This window comes from Massilia sp. 9096 (genome assembly GCF_000745265.1).
GTDB lineage: Bacteria > Pseudomonadota > Gammaproteobacteria > Burkholderiales > Burkholderiaceae_D > Telluria.
On sequence record NZ_JQNN01000001.1, the window covers coordinates 5,117,022 to 5,138,396 of the forward strand.

A 21,375-nucleotide genomic window follows, 5' to 3' on the forward strand; every position below is an offset into this window, starting at 1 on the left:
CTACCTCCAGCGCCGAATGACGAAAAAAAACCGGGTCGAGCCCGGTCTTTGAAGAGGCAAGGCTGGCTCAGGCCGCCAGCTTCTTCTTGAGCAGCTCCGTGACCTGCGCCGGATTGGCCTTGCCCTTCGAGGCCTTCATGCACTGGCCGATCAGCGCATTGATCGCGGCTTCCTTGCCGGCCTTGTACTGCTCGACCGACTTGGCGTTGCCCGCCAGGACTTCGTCGACGATCGCTTCGATCGCGCCGGTGTCCGAGATCTGCTTCAGGCCTTCGCGCTCGATGATGAGGTCGGCCAGGTTTTCCTCGCCGGTGCGCGCTTCCCACATCAGGCTGAACACCTTCTTGCCGGCGTTGTTCGAGATCGTGCCGTCCTGGATGCGCTTCAGGAGCAGGGCCAGCTGCAACGCCTCGACCGGCGACTCGGCGATGTCGACGCCTTCGCGGTTCAACGCCGAGGACACGTCGCCCATCAGCCAGTTGGCGGCGGCCTTGGCGTTTTCCTTGCCGGCCTCGGCGACCACGGCTTCGTAGTAGGTGGCCATCGTCTGCGACGCGGTCAGCACCAGCGCGTCGTATTCGGGCAGGCCGTACTCGCCGGTGAAGCGCTCGCGCATGGCGCCCGGCAGTTCGGGCATGCTCAGCTTCACGCGCTCGATCCAGTCGTTCGAGATGGTCAGCGGCGGCAGGTCGGGGTCGGGGAAGTAGCGGTAGTCCTGCGCGTCCTCCTTCGAGCGCATCTGGCGCGTTTCCTTGCGGTCCGGGTCCCACAGGCGCGTGGCCTGCACGACCTTGCCGCCATCTTCGATCAGCTCGATCTGGCGGCGCACCTCGTAGTGGATCGCCTCTTCCATGAAGCGGAACGAGTTCAGGTTCTTGATCTCGCAGCGGGTGCCGAATTCGGTCTGGCCGAGCGGGCGCACCGAGACGTTGACGTCGCAGCGGAACGAACCTTCCTGCATGTTGCCGTCGCAGACACCCAGCCACATCACCAGCGAGTGCAGCGCCTTGGCGTAGGCGACCGCTTCGGCGGCGCTGCGGATTTCCGGCTCGGAGACGATCTCGAGCAGCGGCGTGCCGGCGCGGTTCAGGTCGATGCCGCTCATGCCGTGGTAATCCTCGTGCAGCGATTTACCGGCGTCTTCTTCCAGGTGCGCGCGCGTGAGGTTGACGGTCTTGGTTTCCAGCTTGCCGTCCTTCTCGTAGGCGAAGCTGACGGTGCCGCCCTGGACCACCGGTTCCTCGAACTGGCTGATCTGGTAGCCCTTGGGCAGGTCGGGGTAAAAGTAGTTCTTGCGCGCGAACACCGAGTGCGGCGCGATCTTCGCCCCGACCGCCAGGCCGAAGCGGATCGCGCGCTCGACCGCGCCCTTGTTCATCACGGGCAGCACGCCCGGCAGCGCCAGGTCGACCGGGCTGGCCTGCGTGTTCGGCTCGGCGCCGAACCGGATCGAGCTGCCGCTGAAGATTTTCGAGTTGGTCGTGAGCTGGACGTGGTTCTCGAGACCGATGACGACTTCCCATTGCATATTCTGTTCTCCTTATCGCCTGCGTTAGACGCCTTCAGGCGCGCGCTGGTGCCAGTCGGTCGCTTGCTGGTATTGGTGCGCGATGTTCAGCAGCTTCGATTCGCTGAAGTAGTTGCCGATGATTTGCAGGCCGACCGGACGCTTGGCGTTTTTCTCGCCTTGGCCGAAACCGACCGGGATCGACATGCCGGGCAGGCCGGCCAGGCTGGTCGACAGCGTGAAGATGTCGGCCAGGTAGTTGGCGACCGGGTCGTTGGCCTTCGCGCCGAGATCCCATGCCACGGTCGGGGCCACGGGGCCCATGATGACGTCGCACTTGTCCTTGAACGCGGCCTGGAAGTCGTCGGCGATCAGGCGGCGGATCTTTTGCGCCTGCACGTAATAGGCGTCGTAGTAGCCGTGGCACAGCACGTAGGTGCCGACCATGATGCGGCGCTGGACTTCCTTGCCGAAGCCTTGCGCGCGCGTCTTCTTGTACATGTCCTGCAGGTCGCCGTACTCGGGCGCGCGGTAACCGTAGCGCACGCCGTCGAAGCGCGACAGGTTCGACGAGGCTTCCGCCGGGGCGATGATGTAGTACACCGGGATCGACAGCGAGGTCTTGGGCAGCGAGATCTCGACCAGGGTCGCGCCCAGCTTGACGAACTGGTCGAGCGCGGCGCGCACGGCCTGCTCGACGTCCGGCGCCAGGCCTTCGCCGAAGTATTCCTTCGGTACGCCGATGCGCAGGCCGGCCAGCGATTCCTTCAGCTGCAGCGTGAAGTCTTCGCGCACGTTGCCTTGCTCGGCGGTCAGGCTGGTCGAATCGCGCGTGTCGAAGCCGACCATCTCGCCCAGCAGCATGGCGCAATCCTCGGCGGTGCGCGCCATCGGGCCGCCCTGGTCGAGCGAGGAGGCGAACGCGATCATGCCGAAGCGCGACACGCGGCCGTAGGTCGGCTTGATGCCGGTGATGCCGCAGAACGCGGCCGGCTGGCGGATCGAGCCGCCGGTGTCGGTGCCGGTCGCGGCCGGCGCCAGGCGCGCGGCGATCGCGGCGGCCGAACCGCCCGAGGAACCGCCCGGCACGGCTTGCGCGTCCCACGGGTTCTTCACCGCGCCGAAGGCCGAGTTCTCGTTGCTCGAGCCCATCGCGAATTCGTCGCAATTGAGCTTGCCGATCGTGACCATGCCGGCATCAAGAAGTTTTTCGACCACGGTCGCGTCGAAGGGGCTGACGTAATTTCCCAACATTTTCGAGGCGGCGGTCGAGCGCCAGCCCTTGGTGACGAAAATGTCCTTGTGCGCGATCGGGATGCCGGTCAGCGGGCCGGCCGAACCCTCGGCCAGGCGTGCGTCGGCCGCCTTGGCCTGGGCCAGCGACAGCGCGGCGTCGACCTGCAGGAAAGCGTTGTGGTTGCTGGCGGCGATGCGGTCCAGGAAGTGCTGGGTCAGCTCGGTGGACGTGATCTGCTTCGTGTGCAGGAGCGTCGACAGCTCTTTTAAGGTTTTGTTATGCATGTTCGGTGCTCCTTACTCGATGACCTTCGGCACCAGGTACAGGCCGTCCTGGGTCTTGGGGGCCGGCGCCTGGTAGTCTTCGCGATGGTTTTCCTCGCTGACCACGTCTTCGCGCAGGCGCAGCGGCAGGTCGACCATGACCGCCAGCGGATGCGACAGGGGCGCGACACCGCTCGTGTCGACCGCCTGCATCTGTTCGGCCAGGGCGAAAATCCCGTTCAGCTCGTTCAGGGCGGTCTCGGCATGCGCGTCGTCCATTTCGAGCTGGGCCAGGTTGGCGATCCGTTTTACGTCTGAAAGTGTCAGGGACATGGCAAATGGCGCGGCTCGTCGCCGCGTTCAAAGAGTGTTCTGTGAATGATGAATTTTGAATAACAGCGCGTTAAAGCCGATAAAAGCTTGGTAATGCCGTCGATTTCGCAGCCTGATATGGGCATGTTTCCGCCCGTTTTTCAGCATTTAAACGCCAAATTATAAGGTAGAATGGCGGGCTAATGCGTTCTGAGGCGAAAGCTCGCCCGTGCGCATGACGACAAGCCCGCGATGCGGATTCATCCTTCGCGGCGAGGATTCCCCGATCAATGTTAGGGACCTTGAACATTCGAGGTCCGCTTAGGCGCACGAGGTTGCGCATCAGGACACACATGTTTGGTTTTTTACGCAGCTACTTTTCGAACGACCTGGCCATCGACCTGGGTACCGCCAACACCCTGATCTACGTGCGTGGCCTGGGCATCGTGCTGGATGAACCGTCGGTCGTCGCGATCCGCCAGGAAGGCGGCCCGAACGGCAAGAAGACGATCCAGGCGGTCGGCAAAGAAGCCAAGCAGATGCTCGGTAAGGTGCCGGGCAACATCGAAGCGATTCGCCCGATGAAGGATGGCGTGATCGCCGACTTCACCGTCACCGAGCAGATGCTCAAGCAGTTCATCCGCATGGTGCACGACTCTAAATTCTTCCGTCCGTCGCCGCGCATCATCATCTGCGTGCCGTGCGGTTCGACCCAGGTCGAGCGCCGCGCGATCCGCGAATCGGCGCTCGGCGCGGGCGCCTCGCAGGTATACCTGATCGAAGAGCCGATGGCGGCCGCGATCGGCGCCGGCCTGCCGGTGTCGGAAGCGACCGGCTCGATGGTGGTCGACATCGGCGGCGGCACCACCGAAGTCGGCATCATCTCGCTGGGCGGCATGGTGTACAAGGGCTCGGTGCGCGTCGGCGGCGACAAGTTCGACGAAGCCATCGTCAACTACATCCGCCGCAACTACGGCATGCTGATCGGCGAACAGACCGCCGAATCGATCAAGAAAGCCATCGGCTCGGCCTTCCCGGGCTCGGAAGTCAAGGAGATGGAAGTCAAGGGCCGCAACCTGTCCGAAGGCATCCCGCGTTCGTTCACGATCTCGAGCAACGAGATCCTGGAAGCGCTGACCGACCCGCTCAACAACATCGTCTCGGCCGTCAAGAACGCGCTCGAGCAGACCCCGCCGGAGCTGGGCGCCGACATCGCCGAAAAGGGCATGATGCTGACCGGCGGCGGCGCGCTGCTGCGCGACCTGGACCGCCTGCTGATGGAAGAGACCGGCCTGCCGGTGCTGGTCGCGGAAGACCCGCTGACCTGCGTGGTGCGCGGCTCGGGCATGGCGCTCGAGCGCATGGACAAGCTGGGTTCGATCTTCTCGTACGAGTAAATCCGGCGGTGAAGCGACCTTGTTGACGTGAACCGGATGCGCGGCGTTTCGCTGCGCATCCGGTTTCGCGTTTGGTGATGTAGATTATTGGAAGTCATGGAATACAGTCCTCCGCCGCTGTTCAAGCAAGGCGCCCCTGCGAGGGTCAAGGTGACGGTGTTCGCGCTGCTCTCGATCGCGCTGCTCGTGGTGGACGCGCGCTTCCACGCGCTGACCGTGCTGCGCCAGGTGGCGGGCACGGTCCTCTATCCGCTGCAGATGGCGGCCCTGGCCCCGCGCAACGCGGCCTCCAGCATGAGCGATTACTTTTCCTCGATCTCCGCGCTGGAAAAGGAAGTGCGCGACCTGAAGAGCCAGCAGGTCGCCATGGCCCAGGCCATGCAGCAGGCCCAGCTCCAGACCGCCGAGAACGCCCACCTGCGCCACCTGATGGACGCGCGCGAACACCTGCCGGTGCGCTCGATGATGAGCGAGATCCTGTACGACGCGCGCGATCCGTCCACGCGCCGCGTGGTGCTCGATCGCGGCGCGCGCGACGGCGTCAAGCTCGGCCTGCCCGTGATCGACAACGCCGGCGTGGTCGGCCAGGTCACGCGCGTGTTCCCGCTCACCTCGGAAGTCACGCTGCTGACCGACAAGGAGCAGGCGATTCCGGTCCAGGTGCTCAGGAGCGGCCTGCGCAGCGTGGCCTACGGCCGCGGCCAGTCGGGCCTGCTCGACCTGCGTTTCGTCGCGCCCAACGCCGACATCCAGGTCGGCGACATCCTGGTCACCTCCGGCCTGGACGGCATGTACCCGGCCGGCCTGGCGGTGGCCAAGGTGGTCCAGGTCGAATCGGTCGCCAACGGCGCGTTTGGCCGCGTGGTGTGCCAGCCACTGGCCGGCATCGACCGCCATCGCCAGCTGCTGGTGGTGATGTCCGACCAGCAGCTGCCGCCGCGTCCGGACGAGCCGGCCAAGACGACCGTCAACGGCGCGCCGCTGGCCAAGCGCAACCTGCCGAAGATGGCGCCGATCCCGCTGCCGCCGCTGCAGGCCCAGCCGCTGCCGGCGGCGGTCCCGCCGGCAGCCGGTACGGCTGCTGCGGCCGGGACGAATGCCGGCGCCAACGCGGGCGCGCACGCGTCGCCCGCGCCCGCGCAGGCGGGTGGGGCGGCTGCGGCGCAGAACGGTGCTGCGGCGCCGGCTGCTTCGCGTGGCGCCGGCGCACCGGCCGGCGTACGCCCGGCCGCGGCTGCCCAAGCTGCACCCGCGCGTGCGGCCGTTCCTGCCAATCAGCCGCAGTCGGCCGCCGGCGCGCCCGCAGTGCCGGCCGCGACGCCGTCCGCCGCCACGCCGGCGGCGCATAAGGCGGCGCCGGCGCCGGCAACGGCCGCGCCGGCAACCGTGACGGCCGGCGCCAAGCCGCAGGAGGGCGTCTGATGCCGACGACTAACCGCCCTCACTACATCCTGCTGCCGGTCAACCCGCTGTTCATCGCGTTCAGCCTGATCTGCGCCTTCATGCTCAACCTGCTGCCTTGGGGACGCTGGATCGGCGCGCCGGACTTCGTCGCGCTGGTGCTGGTCTTCTGGGGCATCCACCAGCCGCGCAAGGTCGGCATCGGCATCGCCTTCTGCATGGGCCTGCTGATGGACGTGCATGACGCCACCCTGCTGGGCGAGAATGCGCTGGCCTACACGCTGCTGTCCTACCTGGCGATCATGATCCACCGCCGCGTGCTGTGGTTCCCGCTGATGACCCAGGCGATGCACGTGTTCCCGCTGCTGCTGCTGACCCAGGCGATCCAGGTGGTGGTGAGCTTTGCCGTGACCGGGCGCTTTCCGGGCTGGCTGCATTTCATCGAGAGCGTGGTGGCCGTCGTCCTGTGGCCGGTGATTACCTGGGTCTTGCTCGCCCCGCAACGCCGTGCGGTCGACAAAGACCACACCCGCCCTATCTGATGGGACGTTCGCCAAACCTGCTGCGCTTTGCATATGCGGCCTGCGATGCTCGCTGTACTCCAGTACAGCTGCGCTTCTCGGCCACATCTGCTGCCGCTCGCGACGGTTTTGCGAAGTCCCGATACGTACGTTGAGTACCATTTTTAGATGACAGAGATTAAAGACAGCGATCGCGAGATCCACCTGTTCCGCATGCGCCTGACGGCGATGGTCGTCTTCGTGTTCATCTGCTTCGGCCTGCTGGTGGCGCGCTTCGTGTGGCTGCAGGTCGTCAAGCACAGCCAGTACATGGCGCAGGCGGAGGACAACCGCATCGCGCTGGTGCCGATCGTCCCGAACCGCGGGCTGATCACCGACCGCAACGGCGTGGTCCTGGCCAGTAACTACTCGGCCTACACGCTCGAGATCACGCCGTCCAAGCTGGAAGCCAATTTGGATTCCGTGATCGACGAGCTGGCCAAGCTGGTCACGATCGAACCGAAGGACCGCAAGCGCTTCAAGCACCTGATGGAAGAGTCGAAGAACTTTTCCAGCGTGCCGATCCGCACCCGCCTGACCGACGACGAGGTCGCGCGCTTCACCGCGCAGCGCTTCCGCTTCCCGGGCGTGGAGGTGCAGGCGCGCCTGTTCCGCCAGTACCCGCTGGGCGAGGTCGCTTCGCACGTGCTGGGCTACATCGGCCGCATCAACCAGGCCGAGGCCAAGGTGATCGAGAACGGCGACGACGCCGCCAACTACAACGGCACCGACCACATCGGCAAGGAAGGCCTGGAAAAGAGCTACGAGCGCCAGCTGCACGGCCAGACCGGCTACGAGGAAGTCGAGCGCTCCGCCGGCGGGCGCGCGATCCGCACGCTGTCGCGCACCGCGCCGACCCCGGGCGACAACCTGATCCTGTCGATCGACATCGAGCTGCAGAAGGTGGTCGAGGAAGCCTTCGGCGACCAGCGCGGCGCCCTGGTGGCGATCGAGCCGGAAACCGGCGACGTCCTGGCCTACGTCTCGAAACCCGGCTACGACCCCAACCTGTTCGTCGACGGCATCGACCCGCAGAGCTGGACCGCACTCAACACCTCGCTCGACAAGCCGCTGATGAACCGTCCGCTGTCCGGCACCTATCCGCCCGGCTCGACCTTCAAGCCCTACATGGCCCTGGCCGCGCTCGAATACGGGGTGCGTACGCCGCAGTACGGCATCAGCGATCCCGGCTTCTTCATGCTGGGCGGGCACCGCTTCAACGACGACAAGAAGGGCGGCCACGGCTTCATCGACATGTACCGCTCGATCGCGATGTCCTGCGACGTCTATTACTACCAGCTCGGCAACGACCTGGGCATCGACCGCATCCACGACTTCATGCAGCCGTTCGGCTTCGGCGAAAAGACCGGCATCGACCTCGAGCACGAGAAGAGCGGCATCCTGCCGTCGCAGGCCTGGAAGCGCGAGCGCTTCAAGCGCAATCCGCGCGCCGGCAAATGGGTCGGCGGCGACACCATCTCGATCGCCATCGGCAACGGCTTCAACAGCTACACGCCGCTGCAGATGGCGCACGCGGTCGCGACCCTGGCCAACGATGGCGTGATCATGAAGCCGCACCTGGTCAAGATGCTGGAAGACCCGGCCACGCGCCAGCGCACGCCGACCGTGCCCAAGGAATCGGGCCGCATCCCGCTCAAGCAGGCGAACATCGACATCGTCAAGCGCGGCATGGTAGGCGTGACCTCGGACCCGAAGGCCGGCACCGCTTTCCAGCAGTTCCGCAGCGCGCCCTACACGGTCGGCGGCAAGACCGGTACCGCGCAGGTGGTCGGCCTGAAAGGCGGCAAGTACAACGCCAGCGCCACGCCGGAACGCCTGCGCGACAACGCGCTGTTCATCGCGTTCGCACCGGCCGACCATCCGAAGATCGCGCTGGCGCTGGTGGTCGAGAACGGCGGCTGGGGCGCGGGCACGGCGGCGCCGATCGCGCGAAAAGCGCTCGACTACTACCTGCTGCACAAGCGTCCGGGCGACGCCGACAAGCCGGCCCCGAAACCCGCCGATCCGGAACCGGCCGCCGAGGACCAGTTCGCGCCGACCGCCGGCGCCGAGTTCAAACCGGGCGGCGAGACTCCTGGCAACAAGGAGGAAGAATAATCATGGCGCATCATTTCCCCGAACGCCGCTCGCTCGGCCGCCGCTTGAAACCGTATCTGATGGTGTTCGATCCGGCGCTGTCGCTGATCCTGTTCATGCTGCTGTGCGTCGGCACGATCACGCTGTCCTCGGCCGGCCACGATTTCCCGGGCCGCCTGGAAGGGCAGATGCGCAACTTCATGGCCGCCTTCGTGTTCATGTGGATGGCGGCCGTGATCCCGCCCCAGACCCTGCTGCGCATGGCGGTGCCGATCTACACCTTCGGGGTCGCGCTGCTGCTCGCGGTGGCGGCAGTGGGGACGGTCAAGAAGGGCGCACGGCGCTGGCTGCACGTCGGCACCGACATCCAGCCGTCCGAGATCATGAAGATCGCGATGCCCCTGATGCTGGCCTGGTACTTCCAGACCCGCGCCGGCATGGTCAAATGGAAGTCGTTCCTGATCGCGGCGGTGCTGCTGCTGATCCCGTTCGGCCTGATCGCGAAGCAGCCCGACCTCGGCACCGCGCTGCTGGTCGGCGCTTCCGGCTTCTGGGTGATCTTCCTGGCCGGCCTGTCGTGGAAGGCGCTGGCCGCCATGGCCGTGGCCGGCGGCGCCAGCCTGCCGGTGGCCTGGTCGATGATGCACGACTACCAGCGCGAACGCGTCATGACGCTGATCGACCCGACCTCGGACCCGCTCGGCAAGGGCTTCCACATCATCCAGTCGACCATCGCGATCGGCTCGGGCGGGATGGCGGGCAAGGGCTACATGAAGGGCACCCAGGCCTACCTCGAATTCATCCCCGAACGCACCACCGACTTCATCTTCTCGGTGTTCTCGGAAGAGTTCGGGCTGATCGGTAACTTAGTATTGCTGTTCTTGTATTTGCTTCTCATCGGGCGCAGCATGATGATCGCGGCCAACGCGCCGAACCTGTTTACGCGCCTGCTGGCAGGCGCGATCACGATGATGTTTTTTACCTACGCCTTTGTGAACATGGGCATGGTGAGTGGAATCCTTCCGGTGGTCGGCGTTCCGCTTCCGTTCATGAGCTATGGCGGAACTGCATTGATTACGTTGGGTCTATGCAGTGGTATATTGATGAGCATTCAACGACACCGAAAATTGGTGCAGACTTGAAATGAAAGAGAACGCATTGGCCGTTCCGAGGTTACTCCCAGCGGTCATTGCGGTCTTTGCAATGCTGACCGGATGCAGTACCACCACGGATCAGAACGGCGAAAAACAACACCATAGCCTCATCCCCCTGCCATGGGGACACAAGGTCACCGCCAACCACAAGCCCGACCCGAGCCTGCCCAGGTTGCCGGCAGCCGGCTCCGGGCGCGGCGGCTACTACCAGGACGACGGTCCCGGCGCCAATCCGCCGGCCGGTCTGATGGACACCCCGGATGCGGTCGTCAAGTACGAGCCCTACGCGAGGTTCGCCAACAAGCCCTACGCGGTGTTCGGCACCACCTACACGCCGCTGATCACGGACGAGCCGTTCATGCAGCGCGGCCTCGCCAGCTGGTATGGCGTGAAGTTCCACGGCCAGCGCACCTCGTCGGGCGAGCCGTACGACATGTACAAGATGACGGCCGCGCATCCGACGCTGCCGATCCCTTCGTACGCGCGCATCACCAACGTCGCCAACGGCAAATCGGTGGTGGTGCGCATCAACGACCGCGGTCCCTTCCATTCGGACCGCGCGATCGACGTGTCGTATACCGCCGCGCTCAAGCTCGGCCTGCTCGGCAGCGGCAGCAACCAGGTCCAGATCGAGCGCCTGTTCCCGGGCGATGAGATCCGCCTGGCCAGCCAGCGCCGCGCCGCCGCGTCCGAGGCGCAGGCCGGGCCGCCGGAAATCGCCGCGCTGATGCTGCAAGACCGCGTCGCGATGGACAGCGCCGCCGTAGCCATCCCGGCGCCGCGGCTACCGGCAAGCCCGGTATCGACTTCGACATCGACTTCGGCGGCGGGTGCAGTGGCAACCTCGATGGCCGGGCCGGCTGGCGGCGCGCAGGTGCCGGCGTCCAGCTCGGGCGGTTCCGACCAGGCTTCCAGGTCGGGCCAGGACGTGGCCGCTGCGGCGCCATCCGGGTTCTATCTGCAGCTGGGCGCCTTCGGGCGCGAAGGCAAGGCCGAGGAAATGAGTGAGCTGCTCAAGAAATCCGGCGTGTCGCAGGCGATCGAGGTCGTGCACGCCGGCGCGGTCAACCGCCTGTACACCGGCCCCTACGAAACCCGCGCAATGGCGCAGGAGGCGGCGCGCCAATTGCCCGCTTCACTCGGCCTGAAACCGATCGTAGTACGTCGCTGAGCATCGACGCTGTTCGCCAGCGTAGCTTTGTGCGCTCACATCCTGACATCGGCCCGCTTTCCGGGCCGATGCGTTTTCAGCGCTCCTCCATCACCAGATACAGCTATCCAGTAACAAGTTGAGTCATAAGATGTCTCACCTCATCGCTTCGATACGTTAACCGGTTTGCCCACGTTTTTTACTTATTGAGCATATATTGCCTAAATAATGTGCGGAATAGCGATGCCGTGTTGCGTTTACTCGTCAGATGTCAGACGTCTATAACAAAATCGTCGATCGAGCTTCGGCCGTATTTTCACCAAGCTGAAGGCGGTTTACATGAATCTTCATCGTCATTTATGCAGACAACCACGTACGTACGCGGCTTAAAGACTCGTGTTAGCGTATTACATTCCATTTTAGAAAATTGACATCATTTAACTTGCTCTCCTACACTGATTTCGCCTCAACATAAATACAGTCGCTGGCTTCAGACCAGCACCACAGGAGACAGAGTGATGACCCAGCAGTCCGTACGGCGGCGCAGCCAGCGCCGGCAAGTCGTGTTCGGCCTGAGCGTGCTCGCCGGCCTGATTCATCAGGCCTACGCCCAGGAAGCATCCACCCCAGCCCAGGACGCCCCGGTGCAGGCTGTTCCGGCCGTGCAGGCCGACACTTCGGTCGTCAAGGTGACCGGCTACCGCGCCAGTCTGCTGTCCTCGGCCAGGGACAAGAAGGAAGCGATCGGCTTCCAGGACACGATTTCCGCTGAAGATCTCGGCAAATTCCCCGACAAGAACATCGCCGAATCGCTCAGCCGCGTTCCCGGCGTGCAGATCTCGCGCGACGTCACCGGCGAGGGCATGAACGTGCAGATCCGCGGACTCGGTTCGAGCTTCACCAAGATCACGCTGAACGGCGCGCAGATCGCGGTGGCGTCGTCCGGTCCGATCGACGGCGCCAACACCAACCGCGAAATCGACCTCGACCTGCTGCCGACCGACCTGTTCACAAAGCTCACCGTCAGCAAGAGCCCGACCGCCGACCTGATCGAAGGCGGCGCGGCCGGCGTGGTCAACCTGCGCAGCGCGCGTCCGTTCGACAACCCGGGCACCCATGTCGCCTACAGCGGCACGGCGCAGAAGCAGCAGATCGCCAGGGACGTCGGCGGACGCGGTTCGCTGCTGGCCAGCCGGACCTGGGGCGATACCTTCGGCATCCTGGCCGGCATCTCGGTCAACCGCCAGGAGGCGCGCACGCGCGGCTACGAGACCCTGGGCATGACCAATCCGAATCTGTCGGCCGCCCAGAGCAGCTCGCCCAACCGCAACGCCAGCGGCGGCGGCAACTGGACCATTCCGGCGACGGTGCCGGCCGGCGCCGGTGCCGGCCTGGTGGCGGGTACGCCGATCAACCAGGCCTTCCTGCTGGCCAATAACCCAGGCATGAGCATCGACCAGATCGACAACGCCCTGATCCCGCGCCTGGGCCGCTTCATGGATTACTACGGCACGCGCGACAAGGGTGCGGCGATCATCAGCGCCGAATGGCGTCCGCTGACGAACCTGCACTTCTACCTCGACACCCTGTACAGCAAGAAGGACGACGACATGACCCGCGTCGCCTATACCTGGGCGGTGCGCAACGGCGCCTCGATCCCGCTGAACATGCAGGTCGACCAGAACAACTGCGCGGCCGGCTGTACGGTCACCAGCGGCACCTATGCCAACACCAGCTACTTCATCGAGTACGGTCCGCGCCGCGACAAGACCAGCCTGAAGGGCCTGAATCCCGGCATGGAGTGGAAGATCAGCCCGACATTGAAACTGGACGCGCAGGCCAACTATACCAAGTCGACGTTCTCGCACGAAGCGCCGACCATCATGCCGATCACCGCCGCCGGCAGCGGCCTGGTCGCCACCTTCGACAACAACGGTGGCGGCGTGCCGGGCATCACGTTCAACCGGGACGTGACCGACCCGGCCAACTTCGTCTGGAATGGCGGCCGCGTCAACATCCAGAACGAGCTGCGCGACACCAGCACCAAGGGCTTTCACACCGACCTGACCTGGGGCGACGCCAAGCTGAACCTCAAGGCCGGCCTGGCCTACGACGACATCGACCGCCGTATCCGCGGCCAGGACAACTCGGCCGCCTGGCAAGCCGCCGTGTGCGGCAACAACCCGAGCGTGTTCCTGCAGGGCCCGAACGGCGCGCCGACCTGCAACGGCGCCAATACCCCGGGCGCCAGCGCCGCCGCGCTCTATCCGGGCTACGGCACCGGCTACACCGCCGGCCAGAACGCGCCGCTGACCTACCAGGGCTCGCTGATCCCGCTGAGCCAGCTGCCGGGCTACCTGGTGCAAAGCCCGTACGGCGGCCTGGTGATCGACTGGAACCGCTTCCGCAAGGACTCGAACTACGACGCCTACAATTCGAGCGCGCCGGATTCGACCAGCTCGTCGACCGGCGCCAGCTCGGGTTACGTGCGCGAGAAGGCGACCGGCTTCTACACCGAGGTCAGCGGCCAGTACGACCTGCTTGGTTTCCCGGTGCGCTACAACGCCGGCGTGCGCTACGTGCGCACCAAGCAGATGGTCGGCTCGCTCAATTCGTTCAGCGATCCGCGCAACGCCAACCTGGCGCTGAACGGCGCGAAGTACCCGAACCAGACCGAGTGGATCTACCAGGACAAGACCTACAACAACACGCTGCCTTCGGCCACCGCGGCCATCACGCTGCGTCCGGACGTCGTGGCGCGCATTGCGCTGTCCAAGAGCATGACCCGCGCCAACCCGAACTCGCTGCGTCCGGGTATCAACTTCAGCGGCACGTCGGCCGACACCGGCACCATCGGCAGCCCGAACCTGATGCCCTACCTGTCGAACAACATCGACCTGGGCATCGACTGGTACACCGGCGGAGAAGGCTACGTCAGCCTGACCGCCTTCCAGAAGCGCGTGAAAGGCTTTACCGTGATCGACAACATCACGATGCCGTTTTCCGCCCTGGCTGCCTACGGCATCACGTACGCCAACCTGATCCCGACCCAGCAGGTGGCGATCGACTCGCGCGGCGGTCCGGGCGCGGCCACCGTGGTGATGAGCCAGGAGCGCAACGCCGGCGGCATGCTGAAGGTGAGTGGCTTGGAGCTCGGCTGGGTCCAGCCGCTCGACAAGCTCCTGCCGATCAAAGGCTTCGGTTTCAGCGAGACCGCGACCCTGATCAACCAGAGCGCGAGCGGCGAGGGCACCAGCGGCTACATCGCCCTGAACGTGCCGAAGAAGAGCAACAACTTCGGCCTCTACTACGAGAACCACGGCTACATGGCGCGCATCACGCACCAGTACCAGGAAGGCAGCCAGTCGGCGACCGGCAACCAGAACAGCATCCCGCTGGCGGCGCTGTATGGCCGCTCGTACAAGCAAGCCGACTTCTCGTCCAGCATCGACCTCGAGCAGGTGCTGGACCGCGAGCACTGGCCGACGATCACGTTCGATATCGTCAACCTGAACAAGGCCAAGCGCGAAGGTTATTTCCAGTTCGCGAACGCGGCGTTCACGTCGTACGATCCGGGCCGCACCTTCCAGCTGGGCGTGCGCGGCAAGTTCTGAGCGATCCCCCTTGACCCCGCACGTCGCTGTCGAAGATCGGCGGCACGGGCGGGGGTTTTTGCTTGTCCGGTGTCCGGATCAGCGGCAGCTGTGCGTCTCGAACGTGCCGATCGCGCCGGCCAGCGCGACGATCCGGGCGCGCACCGGTTCGGTGACGTCGCGGAAGCGGTAAGTGTAGACCGTGGTCTGCGGGCCGCGCGGCGTGATGCGCGCGGTGCGCACGCCCTGCTTGTTCAGTTGGGCCAGGCGCGCCTGGGCCCCGCTTTCGGTCTTGAACACGCCCAGCGACAGCGCGTACTTCAGCGGCGAATCGCCCTGCAGGACGTAAAAATCGGTCACGCCCAGGTTGCGCAGCTCGTCGGCCTTGCGATCGGCCGCTTCCTTGCTGCCCTGCGGCGGGATGTTCACCAGGAAGCTGCTCACGTCCTGCTCCTGCTGCGCCTGGCGCGATTGCTTGTCGCCCAGCTCGAGCGCGGCCAGGCGCGTGTCGAAACGGCGCGCTTCGGACGCGTCGAAGGTGCCGATCTCGGTGCAGGCGATGGCCGCCGCGGCCGGGTCGGCGGCGGCCGGATTGGCGCCGGCAGCGGCAGCCGCGGGCGCCGTTGCCGGCACCGGCACGACCGCCGCCGCGCCGGCCGTCTCGGTGGTCGAGGCGCCCGATGCGGACGCGGCGGATGCGGAGGCTTGCCTGGCCATCGCATCGGCCTGCGCGTTGGTCAGCATCGTCATCTTGGCGGTGTTGAACTGGCGCTTGAGGCGCTCGGGTTCGTGCTCGCCGCCGCTGGCCGTGCCGAAGTAGCCGTGGCTGTAGGCGTACACGGCGCCATTGAGCACCAGCAGGGTCCAGAATGCGAATCTCAGCACGGCGATCCTTTCGATCCGAATGGGGCTTGGTCGAGCTTAGTTGAAATGAGGCGTGGCCGCATGCAGGCCGACCAGCACGATATTATCCAGCATCCGGTACGGCACGCCGAGCGCCGGCGCGACCTGCGCCGCAGCCCCGCCCGACAGGATGCACAGCGCATCCGGCAGCGCCGCGCAGGCGCGCTCGATCGCGCCGGCCTGCGCCGCCAGGCAGCCGGACAGGATGGCGTCCCGGGTATTGTCGGCGAAAGCCGGCGGCAGCGTCGCGCCCGCGGCCACTTGCGGCAGCTGCGCGGTGTTCTTCGCCAGCGCACCGAGCATCAGCCCCAGCCCCGGCAGGATCATGCCGCCGGCGAACTCGCCATCCGCGGTGACCGCGTCGACCGTGGTCGCGGTGCCGCAGGTCGCGACCACCAGCGCGCGCGCGGGCGCGAGCGTGCGTGCCCCGAGCGCGGCGGCGAAGCGGTCGGCGCCGAGCCGGGCCGGTTCGCGGTAGCGGTTGCGCAGCCCGGCCAGTTCAGGGCGCGACACGAACGGCGTCGGCGCTACCTGCAGCAGGGCCAGCAAATGCGCCAGGCGCTCGCCCAGCGCCGCGCCGGCGACGTTCGAGACGATCGCGCGCGTGACCTCGTGGACGGCCCCGTGGCTCGCCCAGGCGTCGCGCAGCGTCTCCAGGTCCGCGTGCGCGACTGCCCCGTGCGCGATCCAGTCGCCGGGCGCCGCCTCGTCGTGCGCGATGGCCCACTTGACCCGGGTATTGCCTGCGTCGACCAGCAGCAGCATCGGCGTGGCCTCAGTCTTTGGGACGCAGCGAGACGTCGCCGGCCACGATGGCGATGCGGCCCTCGGCGGTGTCGAGCAGCAGGCGGCCGACATCGTCGACGCCGGCGGCCAGGCCCTCGTGCAGCACCTCGCCGCGGTCGACGATGGTGACGCTCTGGCCCTGGTAGGCATGCAGCAGGTTCCAGCGCCCGGCAAAGCCGGCGAAACCCTCGTTCGCGAACTGGGCCAGCGCCGCGGCCACGCCGTCGAGCAGTGCCGCCACCAGCGTGTCGCGGTCCATGCGCGCCAGCCAGGGCACGGCCGCGACCGCGCGGCCGATGCGCTGTTCCAGTTCGTCCGGCATGACCAGGTTCAGGCCGATGCCGACGATGGCCCAGGTGGCGCCGTCGCTGCCTGCCGCGGTCTCGACCAGGATGCCGGCCAGCTTGTCGCCGTCCTTGAGCAGGTCGTTCGGCCATTTCAGCTGCACCTGCTGTCCGAGCCGGCCGAGCGTCTCGGCTAGGGCCACGCCGACCGCCAGCGGCAGGCCGGTCAGGCGCTGCAGGCCGCCGTCGAAGCGCCAGGCCAGCGAGAAGGTCAGCGAATCGCCGGGCGCCGACAGCCAGCTGCGCCCGGCGCGTCCGCGCCCGGCGGTCTGGTGCTCGGCGATCAGCAGCAGCGGGGCGGTCAACGCGCTCGCGCGCGCGAGCAGGTCGGCGTTGGTCGATCCGGTCTCGAGCACCACTTCGACGGCGACGCCGCTGGTGGCGTGCGCCATGATCTGCTGCGCATTCATCGTGCCGCTCATGGCGCCACCTTGCGCGCCTTCTGCGGCGCATGCGCGAACAGCGCATCGAATACGGCGTTGGGCAGCAGGCGCAGCAGCTTGGCGGCGACGCCCATCTGCCAGGGAATCACGCGGTAGCTGCGGCCGGCGCCGATGGCGCGCACGGCTTGCTCGGCGAAGCGCCCGGCCGGCATCAGGAAAGGCATGGGGAAACGGTTGTTGCGGGTCATGGGAGTATCGATGTAGCCGGGCGCGATGGTCACGACCCGGATACCGTGGGGGTTCATTTCGAGGCGCAGCGATTCGGCATAGCTGTGCACGGCGGCTTTCGAGGCGCAGTAGGCGCCCGCGCCTTTCATGCCGCGCACGCCCGCGACACTGCCGATCGCCACCAGGCGGCGCGCACCGGTCCCGGCCTTCATCGCCTCGATGAAGGGGGCGAAGGTGGCGATCGTCGCCGTCACGTTGGTGGCGAACACCGACTCGAACAAGGGCAGATCCTCGGGCCGCTCGGTCAGCGTGCCGTGCGAGATGCCGGCCGAGGCGATGACGACGTCGATGCCGCCGTTGGCGTCGATGAAGTCGTGCGCGGCGCGCGCCAGGGCGGCGTGGTCGAGTACGTCGAGCGCGTACAGGCGGTGACGGCCGGGCCGGGCGCTTGTCAATTCAGCGGCAAGTTCATGCAAGGCCTGTTCGCGCCGTCCCACCAGGCCGAGGGTCGCGCCGCGCGCCGCGTACGCGCGCGCGAGGGCGGCGCCGATGCCGCTCGAGGCGCCGGTGATGAACACGCGCAGCGGGCGGCCCGGCATCGCGCTCATCACGGGGCCGCTTTCATTCAGCGGCCTTCATTTCGCCTTGGCCTTGGCGACCAGCGCGTCCATCACCTGCAGCACGCCCTGCTGCTGCTGGGCTTCGCTGCTGCCCTCCGGCATGCCCTTGCCGGCGTGGGTCGGCGAGGTCACGTAGCGGCCGTCGATCACGACCATCGGCCAGAACTCGACGTGGTAGGCATCCATCAGGCTGTCGACGCGGCGCACCTTGGCCCCGATGCCGAACGAGTTGTAGACGCTGGCGAATTTGGCGCGGTCGATGCCGTTCTTGGCGGCCCATTCGAACACCTGCTCGTCGTTCGCGAAGCGCATGTGCTCGACGTGCAGGGTGTCGAACACCTTCTGGTGGTACTGCGGCAGCAGGCCCATCGCGTCGAGCGTGTAGAACAGGCGCTGCTGCGGCACGACGGCCGCGCCGCCGCTCACGTGGACGCGCTTGAACACGATGTTGTCGCCCTGTTTCCTGACCCAGGCTTCCAGGCCCGGCTCGAAGGCGTAGCAGTGCGGGCAGTAGTAGGCGAAGAACTCGATCACCTCCACCTTGCTGCCGGTGTCGGTCGGCTGCGGAGAAGGCAGGGTCTGGTACTCGACGCCTTCCTGCGGTGCGGTGGGCGAAGCGAGGGCGTAGGTGGAGCCGCCGGCCGCGAGGCCGAGCAGGGCTGTCAGGAGCAGGCGGCGCAGCGGTCGCATCGAGGTCCTTGTCAGGGTTAGCGCTGGCTGCGCACGATGGCGACGTCGACTCCGCTGTCGAGCAGCTTGGCGCGCGCCTTGTTCATCGTTTCGACCTGCTTGTACGGACCGAGGCGCACGCGGTGCAGCACGCCGCTGTCGCTGCTGTGGTCGCTGATCGCGGCCTCGAAGCCGAGCAGGGCCAGCTTGGCGCGGGTCGACTCGGCGTCCGACAGGTCGCGGAAGGAGCCGGCCTGCAGGTAGTAAATGTAGTCGCCGGTAGCGCCGGACGCTGCGGAAGCCGACGTGGTCGACGCTGGGGCGGCGCTGGCGACCGTGCGGCTGTCGGCGCGCGCGGCCGGCCTGGACGGCGCCGGATCCTTCAGGCCGGCGATGGCCTGGCCGAGCGGGTCGTCGCTGTCCGCGTGCGCTGCCCGGGGCGCCGGCGCCGCGGGCGCCGCCGGGGCCGGAATCGCGGCCGGCGCCGGAATCGTGGCCGGCGCCGCCGGTGCGGCCGCCACCGCCGGTGCGTTCGAGCGCGCCGCCGCCTTTTGCGTGACTTCCTTGTTGGCCTCGCGCACCGCCTGGCGGTTGGCGTACATCGGCTTGTTCGGATCCTGCGCCTGGCCGGGCAGGGGATCGGCCGGGCGGCCGGCCTTGGCGGTTTTATCCGTGAACGGCGAGGCGCCCTTGGTGATCGTCAGGGCCACCGCGACCGCGATGCCCAGGCCGATGATCAGGCCGATGATCAGGCCGGTCAGCGTGCTGCCGCGCTGGCGCGCAAAGGTTCGGAGAGAACGGGTACGAAAGGTCATCGAGTACGAAGTCACAGTACGTTGGAACGTTTGGATCCGGGCTTACATCTTCTCCGGCGCCGAGACGCCGATCAGGGCCAGGCCGTTGCGCAGCACCTGGCGCGTCGCCGTGGCCAGGGCCAGGCGCGCCAGCTTGAGCGCTTCGTCGTCGTCGAGCAGCCACTTGTGCGCGAAATAGTAGCTGTGCAGCTCGCCGGCCAGTTCGCGCAGGTAGAACGCGACCTGGTGCGGACCCAGCTCGGCCTGCGCGCGCTGCAGCATCTCCGGGTAGGCGGCCAGCTTGGCCAGCAGCGACTGTTCGTGCGGCTGGGTCAAGGGCGACAGGTCGACGCCGGTGAGCGTTGCCGGATCGCCGCCCCAGTTGGCCAGCGCCGAGCAGATGCGCGCGTGGGCGTACTGCACGTAATACACCGGGTTCTCGTCGTTGGTGGCCAGGGCGACGTCGACGTCGAACACGAACTCGGTGTCGGCCTTGCGCGAGATGAGGAAGAAGCGCACCGCGTCGCGCCCGCGCGTGACGTCGCCGTTGCCCGACCATTCGATCAGGTCGCGCACCGTGACGTAGGAACCGGCGCGCTTGGAGATCTTGACCTCCTGGCCGCCCTTCATCACGGTGACCATCTTGTGCAGCACGTAGTCGGGGTAGCCCTGGGGGATGCCGATGTCGACCGCCTGCAGGCCGGCGCGCACGCGCGCGATGGTGCCGTGGTGGTCGCTGCCCTGGACGTTGATGGCCTGGTCGAAGCCGCGCTTGAATTTCTGGATGTGGTACGCCACGTCCGGCACGAAATAAGTGAAGGTGCCGTCGGACTTGCGCATCACGCGGTCCTTGTCGTCGCCGTAGTCGGTGGTCTTGAGCCACAGCGCGCCGTCCTGCTCGTAGGTGTGGCCGGCGTCGACCAGCGCCTGCACGGCGGCCGCCACCTTGCCGTCCTTGTACAGCGAGGACTCGAGATAGTAATTGTCGAACTTGACGCCGAAGGCCTGCAGGTCCTGGTCCTGCTCGTTGCGCAGGTAGGTCACCGCGAAGCGGCGGATCGATTCGATGTCGTCGACATTGCCGCTGGCGGTGGCCGGCTGGCCGTCGCTGGCCGAGACGGTCTTCCTGGCGAGGAAGTCGTCGGCGATGTCCTGGATGTAGTCGCCGTTGTAGGCCGACTCGGGCCACTCGGCGTCGCCCGGCTTGAAGCCGCGCGCGCGCGCCTGCACCGAATTGGCCAGCGTCTGGATCTGCACGCCGGCGTCGTTGTAATAGAACTCGCGCGTGACCTGGTGGCCCTGCGATTCGAACAGCGCCGACATCGAGTCGCCCAGCGCGGCCTGGCGGCCGTGGCCGACGTGCAGCGGGCCGGTCGGGTTGGCCGAGACGAATTCGATGATCACGTGGTGGCCTTGGCCAGCAGTGCCGCGCCCGAAAGCCTGGCCCTGCTCGAGGATCGTGCGCACCACCGATTGCTTGGCGCCGCTTGCCACGCGCAGGTTGATGAAGCCGGGACCGGCGACGTCGGCCGACTCGACCAGGCCTTGCGCCTTCGGATCGGCGAGCAGGGCGGCGACCAGGCGCGTGGCCAGTTCGCGCGGATTGGTCTTGAGCGGCTTGGCCAGCTGCATGGCGATGTTGCAGGCGATGTCGCCGTGGCCGGGGTCGCGCGGACGTTCCAGCACCACCTTGGAGAGGGCGTCGGTCGGATTCAAATCGCTGCCGGCGATGATCGGCGCCAAAGCGGCCTGGAACAGGGCAACGATTTCTTGTTTTTGTTGGCTAAGCATGAACTGTGATCGAAATGGTAAGAGTCTGCGGCGCGGCATGGGCGCCAGGCGGTGGCGGAAACCACCGGCAATCATCGGCCATTATACTGGTTTGCCGCAACGCCGGATCATGCTGAGCAGACATCTCAAGCCTCACTTAAGCCTGCGCAAGGTCCGACCCGTTACAATGTGCGTCTTTAAGAATCA

The 21,375-nt window shown here is 66.5% G+C and carries 17 protein-coding genes; 7 read left to right on the top strand and 10 right to left on the bottom strand.

Annotation, left to right across the window (positions count from 1 at the left end):
* Positions 1-67: 67 nt before the first annotated feature.
* The 3 genes from gatB to gatC are packed head-to-tail and all read right to left on the bottom strand — an operon-like array spanning position 68 to position 3,340.
* Positions 68-1,528 carry an Asp-tRNA(Asn)/Glu-tRNA(Gln) amidotransferase subunit GatB gene (gatB, locus tag FA90_RS22310; RefSeq protein ID WP_036172656.1) on the bottom strand — a complete coding sequence of 487 codons (1,461 nt, stop codon included), beginning with the start codon at positions 1,526-1,528 and terminating at the stop codon, positions 68-70.
* A 24-nt stretch (positions 1,529-1,552) separates the two neighbouring features.
* Positions 1,553-3,028 (bottom strand): Asp-tRNA(Asn)/Glu-tRNA(Gln) amidotransferase subunit GatA, encoded by a 1,476-nt coding sequence (gatA, locus tag FA90_RS22315; RefSeq protein WP_036172658.1) that lies wholly within the window; start codon positions 3,026-3,028, stop codon positions 1,553-1,555.
* 12 nt (positions 3,029-3,040) lie between these two features.
* Entirely contained in the window at positions 3,041-3,340 is a 300-nt protein-coding gene (gene gatC / locus FA90_RS22320; protein WP_036172660.1) for an Asp-tRNA(Asn)/Glu-tRNA(Gln) amidotransferase subunit GatC, read from the bottom strand.
* A 332-nt stretch (positions 3,341-3,672) separates the two neighbouring features.
* Between gatC and FA90_RS22325 the strand changes: the two genes are divergently transcribed.
* The 7 genes from FA90_RS22325 to FA90_RS22355 all read left to right on the top strand — a co-directional run bounded on the left by FA90_RS22325 (position 3,673) and on the right by FA90_RS22355 (position 14,692).
* A complete protein-coding gene (locus FA90_RS22325) occupies positions 3,673-4,716 on the top strand; it encodes a rod shape-determining protein (protein ID WP_025511657.1) in 1,044 nt (347 codons plus the stop codon).
* A gap of 96 nt (positions 4,717-4,812) precedes the next feature.
* The gene (mreC, locus tag FA90_RS22330; RefSeq protein WP_051972008.1) at positions 4,813-6,138 is read left to right on the top strand and encodes a rod shape-determining protein MreC; all 1,326 of its coding nucleotides are present in this window, start codon (positions 4,813-4,815) and stop codon (positions 6,136-6,138) included.
* Positions 6,138-6,659, top strand: coding sequence for a rod shape-determining protein MreD (gene mreD / locus FA90_RS22335; protein WP_036172664.1), 522 nt, complete (start codon positions 6,138-6,140; stop codon positions 6,657-6,659). Before mreC ends, mreD begins: the two co-directional genes overlap by 1 nt.
* A gap of 147 nt (positions 6,660-6,806) precedes the next feature.
* A complete protein-coding gene (gene mrdA / locus FA90_RS22340) occupies positions 6,807-8,795 on the top strand; it encodes a penicillin-binding protein 2 (protein ID WP_036172666.1) in 1,989 nt (662 codons plus the stop codon).
* Positions 8,796-8,797: 2 nt separating this feature from the next.
* Positions 8,798-9,916, top strand: coding sequence for a rod shape-determining protein RodA (gene rodA, locus FA90_RS22345; protein ID WP_036172668.1), 1,119 nt, complete (start codon positions 8,798-8,800; stop codon positions 9,914-9,916).
* Between the two features lie 61 nt (positions 9,917-9,977).
* Positions 9,978-11,099, top strand: coding sequence for a septal ring lytic transglycosylase RlpA family protein (locus FA90_RS22350; protein WP_239700913.1), 1,122 nt, complete (start codon positions 9,978-9,980; stop codon positions 11,097-11,099).
* Positions 11,100-11,596: 497 nt separating this feature from the next.
* Positions 11,597-14,692 (top strand): TonB-dependent receptor, encoded by a 3,096-nt coding sequence (locus FA90_RS22355; RefSeq protein ID WP_036172670.1) that lies wholly within the window; start codon positions 11,597-11,599, stop codon positions 14,690-14,692.
* A gap of 78 nt (positions 14,693-14,770) precedes the next feature.
* Here the strand turns inward: FA90_RS22355 and FA90_RS22360 are convergent, their stop codons facing one another.
* From FA90_RS22360 to argS, 7 genes are read right to left on the bottom strand one after another with little or no spacing between them, the layout of a single operon-like run.
* Entirely contained in the window at positions 14,771-15,556 is a 786-nt protein-coding gene (locus tag FA90_RS22360; protein WP_036172672.1) for an SPOR domain-containing protein, read from the bottom strand.
* A 36-nt stretch (positions 15,557-15,592) separates the two neighbouring features.
* Entirely contained in the window at positions 15,593-16,339 is a 747-nt protein-coding gene (locus FA90_RS22365) for a type III pantothenate kinase (RefSeq protein WP_036172674.1), read from the bottom strand.
* Positions 16,340-16,349: 10 nt separating this feature from the next.
* Positions 16,350-17,126 carry a biotin--[acetyl-CoA-carboxylase] ligase gene (locus FA90_RS22370; protein ID WP_239700915.1) on the bottom strand — a complete coding sequence of 259 codons (777 nt, stop codon included), beginning with the start codon at positions 17,124-17,126 and terminating at the stop codon, positions 16,350-16,352.
* Positions 17,123-17,923, bottom strand: a complete 801-nt coding sequence (locus FA90_RS22375) for an SDR family oxidoreductase (RefSeq protein WP_036172676.1) — start codon at positions 17,921-17,923, stop codon at positions 17,123-17,125. Before FA90_RS22375 ends, FA90_RS22370 begins: the two co-directional genes overlap by 4 nt.
* Before the next feature lie 27 nt (positions 17,924-17,950).
* Positions 17,951-18,625 (bottom strand): thiol:disulfide interchange protein DsbA/DsbL, encoded by a 675-nt coding sequence (locus tag FA90_RS22380; protein WP_036172678.1) that lies wholly within the window; start codon positions 18,623-18,625, stop codon positions 17,951-17,953.
* A 17-nt stretch (positions 18,626-18,642) separates the two neighbouring features.
* Positions 18,643-19,419 carry an SPOR domain-containing protein gene (locus FA90_RS22385; RefSeq protein WP_036172680.1) on the bottom strand — a complete coding sequence of 259 codons (777 nt, stop codon included), beginning with the start codon at positions 19,417-19,419 and terminating at the stop codon, positions 18,643-18,645.
* A 42-nt stretch (positions 19,420-19,461) separates the two neighbouring features.
* Positions 19,462-21,189, bottom strand: coding sequence for an arginine--tRNA ligase (gene argS / locus FA90_RS22390; protein ID WP_036172682.1), 1,728 nt, complete (start codon positions 21,187-21,189; stop codon positions 19,462-19,464).
* Positions 21,190-21,375 lie beyond the last annotated feature (186 nt).